Below are 13871 nucleotides of genomic sequence, written 5' to 3'. Positions count from 1 at the left end.
TTCGCCGTGGGGCGGGCGGGCCCTCAGCTCGCGGGCTTGATGTTGTTGTTGGTGTGGAAGAAGTTCGCGGGGTCGTAGGCGGCCTTGATCCGGGTCAGCCGCTCGAAGTTGGTGCCGTACGCGTCCTCGATCCGCTCGGCGGAGTCCGCGCCGAGGTGGTTGGCGTAGACCGCGCCGGTGGTGTACGGCAGCAGCTCGGCGTACACCTTCTCGGTCCACTCGACCGCCTCCTCGTCCTTGGCCGGGTCGGTCCAGGAGGTGAGGATGCTGGTCAGATAGCCCTCGCGGTGCAGGAACGGCGTCTGCTCCGCCGGCACGTCCGACATCACCCCGCCCATCAACCCGCCGCCGACCAGGCTGCGTTCGGAGGGGGCGTTGACGAAGCCGTCGGCCAGGATCTGGAGCGGCTCGTCGCGCAGTTCGGGCAGCAGGAAGGAGCGCGGGTAGTAGCGGTGCCCGGCGACGGTGTTCTCGTCCAGCATCCGCTGCACCGCCACGTAGGGCATCGGCCCGCAGTGGTCGAGGAGCGCGTTGGTGCCCAGCCCGCGCATCTGGTCGATCAGGCTCTCGGTGGAACCGTCGGGGGCCGCGTGCACGAAGCCCAGGCCGATCGCCGGCTCGCCGCCCGGGGCGGTGAGGAAGGCGAAGGAGGTGGTCAGCTCGTCGGGGGCGCTCCGGTTGAACTCGTCCAGCCGCCGGGCCACTTGGACGGTCTGGTCGATGGGGAAGGCGAGCAGCCCCGCCATGCAGTCGCCCTGCGGGTGGAGGTCGAACTCGAAGCGGGTGGCCACGCCGAAGTTGCCGCCGCCGCCGCGGATCGCCCAGAAGAGGTCGGGGTGCTCCTCGGCGGTGGTGGTGACCAGCCGGCCGTCGGCGAGCACGAGGTCGGCGGAGACCAGGTTGTCGACGAGCAGGCCGCGGTAGCGGGCGAGCCAGCCGAGGCCGCCCCCGAGGGCGAGCCCGCCGATGCCGATGTAGGACTCCTGGGAGCCGGTGACGGCCAGGCCGAAGCTGGTGGTCTCGGCGTCGACGTCGCCCTGTTCGAGTCCGGGCTGCACGACCAGCCGGCGCTTGGCGGGGTCGACCCGGATGCCGCGCAGCCGCGAGGTGTCCAGCAGCAGCCCGCCCTCGACGGTGCCGGTGCCCGCGAAGCAGTGGCCGCCGCCCTTGATGGCGAGTTCGATGTCGTTGTCGCGGGCGAAGTTGACGACCTTGACGACGTCGGAGGCACCGTCCACCTGGACGATGGCTCCGGGGCTCTTCTGGAAGTAGCCGTTCCAGATCTGCTTGCGCTCGTCGTAGTCGGCGTCCTGCGGGGTGATGGTCCGGCCCCTGATCGCCTCACCCAGCTCCGCGAGCCTGGATTCCGGGATGGCTGTGCCGGTCGCGGTGACGAGTCCCACGTCAGTCCTCCTCATGGGGTTGGCGGGTTCGGCCGGCGCACGCTGGTGCGAGGGGGCCGATCGACTCAGAACGTACGGCGGCCCGGTGGCCCGCGACACGGGGGTGAAAGAGGGTGGAAAGGCGCCCCGGCCCTCGTGGAGCGCTGGCTAGGCTGGCGAGCATGTCTGTACTCCGCGCGATGCCCCTGCTCACGGTGAGCGATCTCGATTCCGCAGTGGCGGCCCATGTCCGGGTCACCGGGATGGAAGTGATCATGAATCACGGCTGGATCGCCACCCTCGCCCCGCCCACGGACCACTCCGTGCAGGTCAGCCTGATCACCAAGGACCCCACGGGACCGGTGAACCCCGCGGCCTCCATCGAGGTGGAGGACCTGGAAGCGGCCCTGGAAGGGGCCCGTTCCGCCGGTCTGGAGATCCTGTACGGACCGGCGGACGAGGAGTGGGGAGTCAGGCGCTTCTTCTACAAGGACACCGACGGCAACGTCGTCAACGTCCTCGCCCACCTCTGACCGCCGTGTCCCCCGCCTTCCGCCCCACCGCCGCCCGCCCCGGCATACCGCCCGCACAGCGGGGAAAACCCGCCGCGCCACCCGAAGGGCCCGCGCAGGCCTTCTCCGTACGGCTCTTCGGCGCAGGGCTCGCCTCGGCCGAGCTGATGACCTGCTTCCTGGGCCTGGAACTGGGCCTGTACGACGCGTTACGCCGCACCGGCGCCGCCACGGCCGCGCGCGTGGCCGGGGAGAGCGGTCTCGACGCCCGGATGGTCCGGGAGTGGCTGGAACAGCAGACCTGCGCCGGTGTGCTCACCGTCGACGCGCCCCAAGCCCCGCCGGAGGAACGGCGGTTCACCCTGCCGCCGGCCCACGCCGAGGCACTTCTCGACGCGGACAGCCCGAACTGGATCGCACCCTTGGTGGTGATGCCGATCGGCGGCATGGCGGCCGTGCTGCCGCAGCTGGTGGAGGCCTACCGCGACCGCCGCGGCCTCCCCTACGCGGCCTACGGCGAGGCGCTGCGCGGGGGTCAGGCAGGGCTGAACCGGGGCGTGTTCGAGCACCATCTGCCCGGCTGGATCAGCCGCCATCTGCCCGACATCGAGGCCCGGCTGCGGGTCCCGGGCAGCAGCATCGCCGATGTGGCCTGCGGCTCCGGCCTCTCCACCCTGGCGCTGGCCCGGATGTTCCCCGACGCCGAGGTGCACGGACTCGACCTCGACGAGGCGTCGGTCCGGGACGCCGAGGCCAACCTCGCCGCCACCGACCCCGCCGAGGGGCTGCGCGCCCGGGTGCGCTTCGGCGCGGGCGACGCGGGCGAGGCCGGTCCCGCGGGCCACACCCTGGTCTGCGTCTTCGACGCCCTGCACGACATGTCCGCCCCCGTCGACGTACTGAAGGCCTGCCGCCGGCTGCTGGCGCCCGGGGGCGCGGTGCTGCTGATGGAGCCGTCGGTCGGCGAGCGGTTCACCCCGGCCGCGCCGGACAGCGAACGCTTCCACTACGCCGTCAGCGTGCTGCACTGCCTGCCGGTCGGGATGAGCCGGACGCCGAGCGCGGCCACGGGCACGGTGATGCGCCCGGAGACCGTACGTACGTACGCCGCCGAGGCGGGACTCGACACCAGGGTGATCGACGTGGGGCACCCGTTCCACCGGCTGTACCGGCTCACGGCGCGCTAGCCGGTCGCGGCCGTACGACGGCGGCTCCCGTCCCCTTCGCGGGGGACGGGAGCCGCCGTCGTACGGGAAGCTCAGAGACCTTCCGGCCGCTCCTCGGAGAGGCGGCGCGAGCCGCGCGGGACGCCGACCTTGCCCGAGCGCAGGTAGTCGGCGACCAGCGCGTTGACCTCGGTGGGCTTCTCCAGCAGCGAGGCGTGCCCGCAGTTGCGGATCTCGGTGTACTCCGCCGTGGGGATCAGGTCCGCCAGCTCCCGTGACAGATGGCGGGGCGCGACGATGTCGTGCTCCATCCCCACGACGAGCAACGGCACCCGGACCTCGGCCACTTCCTCGTCGGAGGGCCGGAAGGCGGTGCTCGCCTCGGCGTGGCCGATGGCGCCGTGGCCGCCCGACTCCGCCAGACCGGCCAGGCCGTCCAGGTAGGGCGCGATGAACTGGTCGCGGTTGAGTGCGCGCGGCCCGAACAGGTACATCGCCCGGAACGCGCCCTCCAGCAGAGCCGGGACCTTGTGGCCGTTCTTCAGCCGGTCCACCGCCTCGGCCTGGATAGCCTGCTGGAGCTTGCCGGGCTTCCACGGCACTCCGATGAGCGCGGCCCTCTCGATCAGGTCCGGCCGCTTCATCGCGAGGTCCAGCAGGATCATCGCGCCGACCGAGTAGCCGATGTAGGTGCAGGGCCCCAGCTCCAGCGCCTCGTTGAGCGCGGCGAGGTCCTGTCCGAGCAGCTCCACGGTGTACGGCGGCGGGGTCTCCTCGGAGGGATGGACTCCGCGCAGGTCGAAGGTGACGACGCGGTAGCCGGCCTTCGTCAGCTGCGGCACCTGCATGGTCTCGAAGAGGGACGCCTGGTGCTGCCCGGGCACGAGGACGACCACGGGGCCGTCCTCGGGGCCGTAGAAGTCGTAGCTCAGCGTGACGTCCGTAGGCAGGGTGATCTTCATGGTGTTCCCTTCTGTGGGCGCTCAGCCGGCGACCAGGCGCTCGAAGTCCTGACGGGTGGGTCCGACATGGTCGCGTCGGAGGTCGGGGTGCTCGCGGAGGAAGGCGAGCACCCGGCGGGCCACCTTGCGGTCCGCCATCAGCTCCGCGGGGGTGAGCAGCATGTGGTAGACCCGCTCGGCGGCGGTACGGATGTGCTCGTCGTCCTCGCGCAGGACGGCCAGGGCGGTGAGGACGCGGGCGGTCAGCGATTCGTCGTGCGGTCCTTCGGCGAGTTCGGCGAGCCGGGCCGCGTCGGTGGCGACCTGCTGCTCGAACCACTGCCCCAGGCACCGGTCGGTCGCCTCGTGGGTCTCCGTCGCCCAGGCGGCCGGCTCCTGGTCGAGTCGGTCCAGCTGGTCGGCGACGGTACGGGCGTGGGCCAGGCCGAGGGAGACACCTCGGCCGAAGGTGGGGTTGGTCTGGACGCACGCGTCGCCCACCAGCGCGAAGCCGGTGACCAGGGGGGCGCCGTCGGCCTGGAGCGACCGGTAGCGGTTCTCCAGGCCGGCCATCGGCATCGGGTCGCCGACCGGGGCCGCCCCGTCCAGCCAGTCGCGGACCGGGGCGACGCTGGCCAGGAAGCGGAGGTAGACGGTGCGGTCCAGGAGCCTGGTCCGGGCGGGGTCGTGGGAGGCCACGGTGGTGGAGAGGTGGAAGCGGCCGTTGTCGCCCGGGAAGGCGAGCACGGTGGCGAAGTCGAGTTCGTACACGACCGGGGCCCGCAGGGACGGGAAGCGGCGGCCCTCGCCGAGCGCGAACTCCTGGGCGATGTAGGAGAATCCGCAGGCCTGGGCCGTCTCGCGGGGTGCGGTGCCGCCGATGGCGGTGAGCCAGGCGGCGGCGGTGGACCGGCGGCCGGTGGCGTCCAGCACCACATCGGCGGCCACATCCCCGGTCTCGGCGAGGCGGACCCCGTACACCTGTGGCACACCGTTCGGCGCCCCGGCCGAGAGCAGGCCGGTCACCTTGTCGTGCAGCAGCGTGACCGCCGGATCGGCGGCAACCCGGCGCCGCAGCGCGGCCTCGAAGACCAGCCGGCGGCTCAGCAGGCCGAGGTCACCGCCCCCCGTCTCCAGGGTCACGGGCACCGCGCCCCGGCCGGTCAGGTCGGCCAGCACCTCGGGGCACTCCTGGCGCAGCACGCCGATGCCCAGGCCGAGCAGGGCGTGCCCCTGGCGGGCGTGCGGCACCCCGCGCCGCTCCCAGTCGGCCACCTCGGTGTGGGCGCCGCCCTCCGGGGGCGGGCCGTCCCGCTCGGCGAGCGTGACCCGGTGTCCGCGGCGGGCGGCGAAGGCGGCCAGCCCGAGGCCGGCCACCCCGGCGCCCAGCACCACGATGTCCGCCATGGTCAGCCACGCCTCATCAGCGCCGTGAAGCGGCGTGTGGCCACGACGGTGCACACGACCGTGATGCCGATCGTCCAGGCGGCCGTGCCGAGCACCGGCGCTGTCAGCGCCTGCTGGGAGGAGAGCCCGGTCAGCGCGTCGGCGGCCAGGGAGACCGGGTTGGCGCTCACCGCCGGGCGGATCCACTCCGGGAAGGCCTCCAGGGGCACATAGCCGCTGGACATCAACGTCAGGACGAGCGTGGGCATCTGGACGTAGCGCACGATGATGCCGGGGTGCTGGGCGACGAGCGCGACGGCGACCGCCAGCGCGCTGCACATCATCCCGAACAGGGCCACGATCCCGAAGAAGCCGAGCACGGCGATCGGCCCCTGGGAGAACCGGAAGCCGACCGTGTGGGCGACCAGGGTGACCAGGACGGCGACGCCCATGATCCGTACGAAGTCGCCGCCGATCCGCCCGAACACGTAGGCCCGCATGTCCAGCGGCATCGCGCGCAGCCGGTCGAAGACCCCGCTGCGGATGTCGCTCCACAGGGCGATCGCGGTGGTGAGGATCGAGGAGAACGCCGTGGTGAGCACGATCAGCGGGGCCAGCCGCCGTACGTAGTCGACGTCCTGGGTGTCGCGCACCAGCACGCTGAAGGCGGCCAGCAGCATGAAGAGTTGGAGCAGCGGGAAGGCGACGGTGACGATGATCATCATCCGGTTGCGGACGAACTGCCGGATCACCCGGCCGCCGATGATCGCGGAGGCACCGAGCAGCGTGGTCGGTTCGGGCGAGGGGGACGGCGCCACCGTCGGTGCGATCGGTCCGGGCGTCTGCACGCTCATCGGATGGCCACCTTCCTGAACGCGGCGGTCGTGGTCCATGAGAAGAGGGCGATGAGCCCCGCCAGCCAGGCCAGGCCGGGCAGCGTCGCGCTCCAGGTCAGCTCGGCGGTCGAGAGGGCGCGCAGCGTGTCGATCACCCCGGAGACCGGTGAGGCGGCGACGATCGGCTGGAGCCAGCCGGGGAAGAGGTCGGCCTCGACGAAGCCGGTGGAGAGCACCAGCAGCGGCAGGTACGGGAGGTGGAGCACCGCGCTGAGCGCCTCGGCGTTGCGGATGCGCAGGGCGATGGTGGCCGTGGCCAGCGACAGGGCCACGGCGAAGGCCACGGCGACCACGACGAACCCGAGGGCGGCGAGCACACCGCGGTCGAAGCGGAAGCCCGCCAGGTGCCCGGTGAGGGTGATCACGACCGTGCACAGCAAGCCCTGCAAGGCCACCACCGTCAGGTGGGCCAGGCTCATCGCCCGCATGTCGACCGGGCTGGTGAGCAGCCGGGCGAAGACGCCGCTGGTGCGGTCGGCGGAGAGCTCGGTGGCGCTCCCGATGGCCACGAACATCAGCGCCTGGACCAGGACGGTGGCGGTCACGAAGCGGCCGAAGCCGATGCCCCGCTCGTCCAGCATCCCGGCGAAGGTGCAGTAGAAGATGGCGTAGAAGAGCAGGGGCTGCACCACGGTGGCGACCAGGCCGCCGCGTGAGAAGGAGCGGGCGCGCACCCGGTCGAAGAGGACCTGGAAGTCGTGGCGCCAGCCGGGTGGCTTCCCCGGGGCCGGCGGGGTGCCGGGCCGGGTGGCGAGTTCGGACGTGGCGCTCATCGGGTGGCCTCCTTCTCCAGCGGCTCGGTGAGCGCGAAGAAGACCTCGTCCAGCGTCGGCCGGGTCACCTCGATGTCGGCGATCCGCAGCCCGGTCCGGTCCACCCGGCCGATGACCGTACCGAGGTCCTCCGGCTGCGACATGGGTACGGTGACCTTGTCGCCCTCGGTGGCGACGCCCGGCAGGTCGCTGAGGGCGAGGCGGACCGCCTCGGTGTCGGCGCCGCTGGTCATGGTGAGCCGGCACATGACGCCGCCCACCTCGCGCTTGAGCTCGTCGGAGGAGCCGTCCGCGAGGACCTTGCCCTTGTCGATGACGACGATGCGGTCGGCGAGCTGGTCGGCCTCCTCCAGGTACTGCGTGGTGAGCAGGACGGCCACGCCGCGCGCGGCCTCGTCCCGGACCATGTCCCACAGGAGCTTGCGGCTGCGCGGGTCCAGGCCCGTGGTCGGTTCGTCGAGTACGAGCACGGGCCGGGGCACGACCAGGCTGACCGCCAGGTCGAGTCGGCGGCGCATACCGCCGGAGAGGTAGCCCACCGGGGCGCGGGCCGCCTCGCTCAGCTCGAAGCGCTCCAGCATCTCCCCCGCCCGCTGCTGCGCCCCGCCCCGGCTCAGCCCGAGCAGCCGGCCGAAGAACACCAGGTTCTCGTGCGGGCTGATCTGCTCGTCGAGGGCGGCGAACTGCCCGGTGACGGCGATGTTGGCGCGGACCAGGGACGGTTCGGCCCCGGGGTCGTGGCCGAGGACGCGGATGGTGCCGCCGTCGGGGCGCAGCAGTGTGGTGAGGCAGTTGATCAGGGTGGTCTTGCCCGCGCCGTTGGGGCCGAGCAGGCCCACCACGGTTCCGGTCGGTATCCGCAGCGACACCTGGTCGAGTGCAGTGTGTTCACCGAATCGCTTGGTGAGGTCCGTCAGGGCGATCGCCTCGGTCATCGTGGCTCCTTCGTCACGTCGTGCTCGGGTCGGTGGTGGCGATCACGACGGGGTCCTGACCTCCACCTGGCTCAGGACGTAGGCGAGTACCTGCTCCGTGGTCCGGATGGAGCGGCCGGTCTTCTCGTCGATCGGCGGGAGGTCGAAGTCGTCCTCGATCGCGAACGCCATCTCCAGCAGGGCCAGGGAGTGGAAGCCGAGGTCCTCGACCAGGCGCATGTCTCTTCCCGCGTCGAACCGCTCCCGTTCGGGGGCGAGTTGTTCGATGATCGCGAGCACGGTCTCGCGCACCTCTGCACTGGAGTAGGACATGGGTTCTCCTGTTCTCGGGCCGGTCAGGCAGGTGTGTCGGTGGCGGTGGGCACCGCGTCGAAGGCGTGCTCCTGGCTGAGGCGCTGCCACAGCTGCCGGCGGCGGCTCTTGCCGCTGCTGGTGCGCGGGATCGCGCCACGCGGCACCTGGGCGACGTGTCTGCGGGTGCCGGGGCAGGCGGCGGCGAGCACTTCTCCGGCCACTCCGGCGGCGCGGGTGCCGAGGTCCTCGAGCACCGCCACCGCGTGCGGCCGGCCGCCGGCCTCGCCCAGCACGACGCAGACCCTGCTCAGGTTGAGTCCGGCCTGCCCGAGCATCAACTCGACGTCCTCGGCGAAGAGGGAACGGGCGTTGACCTTGACGCTGTCGCCGAGCCGGCCCAGTACGTAGAACTCGCCGTCCAGCTCGAAGGCGATGTCCCGGGTGAGGAGCCGGCCGTCCTCGAACGCGGTGCCCGAGCCGGGGGCCGCCGCGAGGTAGCCGTCGGCCAGCGAGGTTCCGGTGACGACCAGTTCGCCGACGTGGCCTTCGGGCAGCGGCCGCCCGTCGTCGCCGGTCACCTGCACCGACAGGCCCTCCAGCGCCTCCCCGCAGCCGATCACCTGGACGGTCTCGTGGGTCCGGTCGTGCTCCGGGGCGTCGGCCAGGAGGCGCACCTCCGCCCCCACCCGCAGGTCGTCCCGGTGCACCCGGACCACGCGCGGGGTCCGGTCGACCGGTACGCCGGTGACGGCGAGGGTGCTCTCGGCCAGGCCGTAGGCCGGGGTGAGGGCGGCCGGTGCCAGCCCGTGCGGCCGCATCAGGTCGGTGAAACGGCCCACGAGTGCGGGGTCGACGCGTTCGGCCGCGACGATCACGGCCCGGGTACGGGAGAGGTCGGCGCCTTCGAGGTCGGCGGGGCCGATCCGGTCCACGATGCGCTGGAGACCGAAGGCCGGGGTGGCGGTGATCGTGGCGGGCTGGGCCACCCGTGTGGCGTCGAAGCGTGTGACGTAGGCCAGTGGATGGCGCAGGAAGGTCTCGGGCCTGCACACGGCCAGGCGGTTGTTGCCCGAGACCGGCACCACCAGGCAGCCGATGAGTCCCATGTCGTGGTGCATCGGCAGCCAGGAGCACCAGGAGTCGTCGGGTCCGGCCTTCTCCCAGGCGCGGATCGCGGCGGTGTTCGCGTCGAGTGCGGCGTGGCCGACCTGCACCCCGCGCGGCCGTCCGGAGCTGCCCGAGGTGAACTGGACGAGCGCGCGGTCGTCCGGGGCGCGGCGCCCAGGGTCGGCGGCGGCGAGCTGTTCCAGGAGCAGTACGCGGGTACGCAGCCCGGCCTCGGCGAGTACGTCCACCAGGTGGTCGTGGTGGACGGCTTCCACGACCACGGTGTCGGCGGCCACGGCGGTGACGACGGCGCGGATGTGGTCGCGGCCGGCCTCGCCGGAGACCCGGGTGGGCGGTGCCAGGACGCTCACGACGCATCCGGCGGCCTGGACACCGTAGAAGGCGGCGATCAGTTCGGGGCCGGTGGAGCAGAGCAACGGCACGATGGCCCCACGGGGCACGCCCTCCTCGATCAGCCCGCCCGAGATCCGGATCGCGGTGGCGGCGATCTCGGAGTAGGGCCGGTAGACGCTGGACGCCTCGTCGAACATCTCCACCCCGGTGTCGTCGCGGGGCGCGTCGAGCCAGCTCAGCGTGTGGGGTCGGCTCATCTACCACTCCTTAGCGGGGCGCCGGGGACCGGAATCCGCCCGGCGACGCTGGTGACACTAGGAGCGATCGCCCGGGCGGCCGTCGTCTCTTTCACGGCTCTGTTCGTCCCCGGCGTCCCGGCGGGGCGGCCCGGAACACTGGCGCCCATGGATGAGTTCACGCCGTGGAGCGACGAGGACGCCGCCCGCTACCGGGCCGCCGGGATCTGGCGGGGGGTACCGCTGGGCGACGCGCTGACCGCCGCGGCCGGAACCGCCCCCGACCGGACCGCCGCCGTGGACCGCAGGCGCCGTATCACCCACGGCGAGGTGCGCGCCGAAGCCGACGAGATCGCGCGTGGGCTGCTGGCCGAGGGGGTGAACCCTGGGGACCGGGTGGTGGTCCAGCTGCCGAACGTCATCGAGTTCCTCACCGTCACGGTGGGGATGTTCCGGGCGGGCATCATCCCGGTGCTCGCGCTGCCGGGGCACCGGGACAGCGAGGTACGGCACCTGATCGCGGCCTCCGACGCGGTCGGCTACCTGACCGCCGACCGCTTCCTGGGCTTCGACTACCGCACCCTCGCCCGCCACGCGGCCGCCCTGTCCGGGGTGCGCACCGTGATCGTGGCGGGCGACGGCCAGGAGCTGCTGTCGCTGGACCGGGTACGCGCCCGGGGCGCCGGGAACGTACCGCTGCCGGACGTCGATCCGTCGGGCGTGGCGTTCCTGCTGCTCAGCGGCGGCAGCACCGGGAAGCCCAAGCTGATCCCCCGTACGCACGACGACTACCTCTTCAACATCGCCGCCTGTGCGCAGGCCCTGGAGTTCGGCGCCGACAGCGTCTATCTGGCCGCGAACCCGGCGGCGCACAACGCGGCCCTGGGGTGCCCGGGGGTGCTCGGCGCGCTGCTGGTGGGCGGCAAGGCGGTCCTGGCCGCGAGCCCCTCCCCCGACGAGGTGTTCCCGCTGGTCGAGAAGGAGGGCGTCACCCACACCACCGTGGTGCCCGCCCTCGCGGCCCTGTGGTCCCGGGCCGCCGCGACCCGGCCCGTCGACATGAAACGGGTCGTCCTCCAGGTCGGCAGCTCCAAGTTCGACCAGCAGGCGGCGGGCCGTACGCAGTCCGCGCTCAACTGCCGGATCACCAACTGGTTCGGCATCGGCGAGGGGCTGCTCACCTACACCCGCCTCGACGATCCGGAGGAGGTGGTGCACGGCACCGAGGGACGGCCGCTCTCCGATCTCGACGAACTCCGCCTGGTCGACGAGGAGTTGCGTGACGTTCCGGCGGGCACGGTGGGCGAGCTGGTCACGCGCGGGCCGTACACCATCAACGGCTACTGGAACGCGCCCGAGGCGAACCGCGCCTCTTTCACCCCCGACGGCTTCTTCCGCACCGGCGACCTGGCCCGGCTCACACCCGAGGGCAACCTGGTGATCGTCGGCCGCGCCAAGGATGTGATCAACCGGGGCGGGGAAAAGGTGTCGGCCGACGAGATCGAGGGGCATCTGCGCAGCCACGAGGCGATCGACGACGCGGCGGTGGTGGCCCGGCCGGATGCCGGACTCGGCGAGGCCGTCCTGGCGTTCGTGGTGCCCGGCCATCAGGCGGAGCGGGCGCCCACGCTGGTGGAGATCAAGCGGTATCTGGCCGGGAAGGGGCTGGCCGCGTTCAAGCTGCCCGACGAGGTCCGCGAGCTGCCGGTGCTGCCCCGGACCCCGGTGGGCAAGATCGACAAGGTGGCGCTGCGGGCGACGGTGGCCTCCGGTTGATCCGTACGCTGCTGCCCGCGTACGCGGTGGCCCGGGAGACCACCGGTGAGCTGACCGGCCCGGAGCTCTTCGAGGCCGAACGGCGGCAGGTGGCCGGCGCGTTGGCCCTGCGGCGCGCCGAGTACGGGACAGTCCGGCGGCTGGCCCGCACCTGCCTGGCCGAGCTGGGCCACCCGCCCGTACCGCTGGTGCGGGGTGCCGACGGGGCGCCCGGGTGGCCGGGTGGGACGGTCGGCTCCCTGACGCACTGCCGGGGCTACCGGGCGGCGGCGGTGGCACACACCCGCGACGCCGACGGGCTGGGCATCGACGCCGAACCGCGCGCTCCGCTGCCCGCCCGCGTGCTGGACCAGGTGGCCTCGGCGGCCGAACGGGCCCACCTGGCCGAACTCGGCGCGGGCGGGGCGGAGGTGCCGTGGTGCCGGCTGCTGTTCAGCGCCAAGGAGGCGTACTACAAGGTCTGGTATCCGGCGATGCGGTGCTGGCTGGGCTTCGACGACGCCGAGGTCGTCTTCACGTACGGCCGCCGCTCGGGCGGGTTCGTGGTGCGGCCGGTCCCGGGCGGCGCCCGCCGGGTCCGCCGGGACGGTGCGGCGTTCGACCCCGCCGCCACCGGCTTTCCGGCCCTGCGGGGGCGGTGGGCCGTCGGCCCCGGCACCGTGGTGACCGCGATCGCCGCACCGGCGGGCGCGCTGCCCCGCCCCGGTCAGGCGGGGCGCACCGCCACCGGCAGGCTTCGGTGGGCCCAGTAGGGGAACCGGAAGCCGCCCTCGCTGGGCTCCCACACGCCCTCACCGGCCGACTCGATGTCCGCGAAGCGGGCGGCCAGCCGCTCGAAGACCACCGCCCCCTCGACCCGGGCGAGCGCCGCGCCCAGGCAGTGGTGGATACCGCCGCCGAAGCTGAGGTGCGGGTTGGGCGAGCGGGTCAGGTCGGCCCGGGCCGGATCGTGGAACACCCGCTCGTCGTGGTTGGCGGAGGCGAGGAGCAGCACCACCACCCGTCCCTTGCGGACCGTCAGGCCGGCGATCTCGATCGGTTCGACGGCCAGCCGGGTGGTGGCGTGGATGGGCGCGTCGTAGCGCATGAACTCCTCCAGCGCGCTGCCGACGATGCCCGGGTCGGCCCGCAGCTGCCGCTGGGTGTGGGGCTGGTGGACGAGGAGGTCGCCGCCGGTGGCGATCGCGTTGGTGGTCGTCTCGAACCCCGCGTAGTAGACGAACAGCGCGTTGTCGATGATCTCCTCGTCGGTCAGCGGCTCCTCGCCGTCCTTGACCGCCGTGAGCATCCGCGACAGCAGGTCCTCGCCCGGCCGGCGCCTGCGCTCGCGGACCAGCCCGGCCATGTACTCCCGCAACTCGACCACGGCCCCGTGCGCCTCGCGGCGCTTGTCCTCCGAGATGAAGACCGCGAACGCCTGGGCGAGCGAGGTGGAGAGGCGGGCGATGTCGTCCCGGTCGGCGCGGGGGATGTCCAGCAGCTCGCTCATCACCATCATCGGTACGGGTACGGCCAGGTCGCGTACGAGGTCGAAGCGGCGCTCCTCGGCGAATTGGTCCAGCAGCCCGTCGACGAGGAGCGCGATGGGCTCGCGCAGGCCGCGGATCATCGCCGGGCTGAGCGACTTGGTGAGCAGTCGGCGCAGCCGTGTGTGGTCGGGGCGGTCGCGGTCGACGACGATGCGCCGCAGATAGTCGTTGGCCGGTCCTTCGCCCACGGACACCGCTTGGTACTCCTCGGGGAACTCGCGGCCCAGCCGGGGGTCGCGCAGCAGCGCGGAGACCTCCTCGTGGCGCGGGAAGACCCACTGCCCCGGTCCGCCCCGGCAGACCGGGCCGTAGGCGCGGAGGCGGCGGTAGACCGGGTAGGGGTCACGCACCGCCCGCGCGTCGTCCAGCAGGAAGCGCGGCATGTTCAGCACCGTGTTCATCGCTGCGTCACCTCCCGGCACCCGGGGGTGCGCGGCCGTGGTCGGGTTGTTCCGCTGGCTCGCCCAGTCTGCGAGCGGCGGGGGAGGCGGCGGTCCGGGGTGAAGGACTGGCGACAGGTTCCCCGGCCGCCGCCCCGGAGCTGCCAGGCTCATGGGAGGCCACCCGCGAGCCACCGGAGGTGC

13 protein-coding genes are annotated in these 13871 nt (G+C 72.8%); 4 read left to right on the top strand and 9 right to left on the bottom strand.

Annotation, left to right across the window (positions count from 1 at the left end):
- Positions 1-23: 23 nt before the first annotated feature.
- Complete coding sequence (locus GTY67_RS32310) at positions 24-1403, bottom strand: FAD-binding oxidoreductase (RefSeq protein WP_093689480.1); 1380 nt, start codon at positions 1401-1403, stop codon at positions 24-26.
- Positions 1404-1564: 161 nt separating this feature from the next.
- Here GTY67_RS32310 and GTY67_RS32305 point away from each other — a divergent pair, with 161 nt between their 5' ends.
- Complete coding sequence (locus GTY67_RS32305) at positions 1565-1915, top strand: VOC family protein (protein ID WP_237502964.1); 351 nt, start codon at positions 1565-1567, stop codon at positions 1913-1915.
- Between the two features lie 5 nt (positions 1916-1920).
- Positions 1921-3081 carry a methyltransferase domain-containing protein gene (locus GTY67_RS35610; RefSeq protein ID WP_343238797.1) on the top strand — a complete coding sequence of 387 codons (1161 nt, stop codon included), beginning with the start codon at positions 1921-1923 and terminating at the stop codon, positions 3079-3081.
- Positions 3082-3152: 71 nt separating this feature from the next.
- On the opposite strand, the gene GTY67_RS32295 is transcribed toward GTY67_RS35610, so the two are convergent.
- The 7 genes from GTY67_RS32295 to GTY67_RS32265 are packed head-to-tail and all read right to left on the bottom strand — an operon-like array spanning position 3153 to position 10003.
- Positions 3153-4022, bottom strand: a complete 870-nt coding sequence (locus GTY67_RS32295; protein WP_093689478.1) for an alpha/beta hydrolase — start codon at positions 4020-4022, stop codon at positions 3153-3155.
- A 21-nt stretch (positions 4023-4043) separates the two neighbouring features.
- Entirely contained in the window at positions 4044-5408 is a 1365-nt protein-coding gene (locus tag GTY67_RS32290) for an FAD-dependent oxidoreductase (protein WP_161281380.1), read from the bottom strand.
- Between the two features lie 2 nt (positions 5409-5410).
- Positions 5411-6241: an ABC transporter permease gene (locus tag GTY67_RS32285; RefSeq protein WP_161281379.1), complete on the bottom strand. Its 831-nt coding sequence runs from the start codon at positions 6239-6241 to the stop codon at positions 5411-5413.
- Positions 6238-7056, bottom strand: a complete 819-nt coding sequence (locus GTY67_RS32280) for an ABC transporter permease (protein ID WP_161281378.1) — start codon at positions 7054-7056, stop codon at positions 6238-6240. The genes GTY67_RS32285 and GTY67_RS32280 overlap by 4 nt, the downstream gene beginning before the upstream one ends.
- Complete coding sequence (locus GTY67_RS32275) at positions 7053-7991, bottom strand: ATP-binding cassette domain-containing protein (protein ID WP_093689470.1); 939 nt, start codon at positions 7989-7991, stop codon at positions 7053-7055. Before GTY67_RS32275 ends, GTY67_RS32280 begins: the two co-directional genes overlap by 4 nt.
- Before the next feature lie 42 nt (positions 7992-8033).
- Positions 8034-8303, bottom strand: a complete 270-nt coding sequence (locus tag GTY67_RS32270) for an acyl carrier protein (RefSeq protein WP_161281377.1) — start codon at positions 8301-8303, stop codon at positions 8034-8036.
- Positions 8304-8326: 23 nt separating this feature from the next.
- The gene (locus GTY67_RS32265; protein WP_161281376.1) at positions 8327-10003 is read right to left on the bottom strand and encodes an AMP-binding protein; all 1677 of its coding nucleotides are present in this window, start codon (positions 10001-10003) and stop codon (positions 8327-8329) included.
- 147 nt (positions 10004-10150) lie between these two features.
- On the opposite strand from GTY67_RS32265, the gene GTY67_RS32260 reads away from it, so the two are divergent.
- Positions 10151-11758 (top strand): AMP-binding protein, encoded by a 1608-nt coding sequence (locus GTY67_RS32260; RefSeq protein ID WP_237502963.1) that lies wholly within the window; start codon positions 10151-10153, stop codon positions 11756-11758.
- Positions 11755-12510 carry a 4'-phosphopantetheinyl transferase superfamily protein gene (locus GTY67_RS32255; RefSeq protein ID WP_161281374.1) on the top strand — a complete coding sequence of 252 codons (756 nt, stop codon included), beginning with the start codon at positions 11755-11757 and terminating at the stop codon, positions 12508-12510. Before GTY67_RS32260 ends, GTY67_RS32255 begins: the two co-directional genes overlap by 4 nt.
- On the opposite strand, the gene GTY67_RS32250 is transcribed toward GTY67_RS32255, so the two are convergent.
- Positions 12465-13688 (bottom strand): cytochrome P450, encoded by a 1224-nt coding sequence (locus tag GTY67_RS32250; protein ID WP_093689460.1) that lies wholly within the window; start codon positions 13686-13688, stop codon positions 12465-12467. The genes GTY67_RS32255 and GTY67_RS32250 overlap by 46 nt on opposite strands.
- Positions 13689-13871: the final 183 nt, after the last annotated feature.

Origin of the sequence: Streptomyces sp. SID8374, from assembly GCF_009865135.1 — a bacterium.
Lineage (GTDB): Bacteria > Actinomycetota > Actinomycetes > Streptomycetales > Streptomycetaceae > Streptomyces.
Note: the sequence above shows the minus strand (reverse complement) of the source record. Positions and strands in the feature narration are given on the sequence as shown.

Coding starts and splice junctions, on each gene's coding strand:
- GTY67_RS32260 (WP_237502963.1), top strand. CDS start 10,151: ATGGATGAGTTCACGCCGTGGAGCGACGAGGACGCCGCCCGCTACCGG.
- GTY67_RS32275 (WP_093689470.1), bottom strand. CDS start 7,991: ATGACCGAGGCGATCGCCCTGACGGACCTCACCAAGCGATTCGGTGAA.
- GTY67_RS32305 (WP_237502964.1), top strand. CDS start 1,565: ATGTCTGTACTCCGCGCGATGCCCCTGCTCACGGTGAGCGATCTCGAT.
- GTY67_RS32265 (WP_161281376.1), bottom strand. CDS start 10,003: ATGAGCCGACCCCACACGCTGAGCTGGCTCGACGCGCCCCGCGACGAC.
- GTY67_RS32285 (WP_161281379.1), bottom strand. CDS start 6,241: ATGAGCGTGCAGACGCCCGGACCGATCGCACCGACGGTGGCGCCGTCC.
- GTY67_RS32280 (WP_161281378.1), bottom strand. CDS start 7,056: ATGAGCGCCACGTCCGAACTCGCCACCCGGCCCGGCACCCCGCCGGCC.
- GTY67_RS32270 (WP_161281377.1), bottom strand. CDS start 8,303: ATGTCCTACTCCAGTGCAGAGGTGCGCGAGACCGTGCTCGCGATCATC.
- GTY67_RS32250 (WP_093689460.1), bottom strand. CDS start 13,688: ATGAACACGGTGCTGAACATGCCGCGCTTCCTGCTGGACGACGCGCGG.
- GTY67_RS32290 (WP_161281380.1), bottom strand. CDS start 5,408: ATGGCGGACATCGTGGTGCTGGGCGCCGGGGTGGCCGGCCTCGGGCTG.
- GTY67_RS32295 (WP_093689478.1), bottom strand. CDS start 4,022: ATGAAGATCACCCTGCCTACGGACGTCACGCTGAGCTACGACTTCTAC.